Source organism: Pseudomonas sp. SIMBA_067 (assembly GCF_046534675.1).
Lineage (GTDB): Bacteria > Pseudomonadota > Gammaproteobacteria > Pseudomonadales > Pseudomonadaceae > Aquipseudomonas > Aquipseudomonas putida.
Genome location: NZ_JAWRYH010001350.1, coordinates 1 through 236 on the forward strand (window position 1 = coordinate 1; position 236 = coordinate 236).

At 61.9% G+C, this 236-nt stretch carries 1 protein-coding gene; it reads right to left on the bottom strand.

The genetic code is table 11. The annotated features are described in order from the left end of the window. Positions 1 to 236, bottom strand: a 236-nt coding sequence (locus SB765_RS33740) for a c-type cytochrome (protein WP_410933052.1), incomplete at both ends; no start/stop codon positions are given.

Here is a 236-nt window from a genome sequence, read left to right on the forward strand (position 1 = left end):
TGCGCTCGGCATAGGTGTTGACCTTGTCGTTTTTCTTGCGATAGGCCGGGTACATCGGGTACGCGCCCCACATCGGCGCGGAGTGTGCCAGCCGCCCCTGGTCGAGGTGGCAGTTGCTGCAGTTCAAACCGTTACCCACGGCTTCCGGCATCTTGCGTCGGGTATCGACAAACAAGGCATGGCCCTCGCGGACCATCTTGCCAAAGGCATTGTCCGGCAACTCGCTTTCGGCGGGC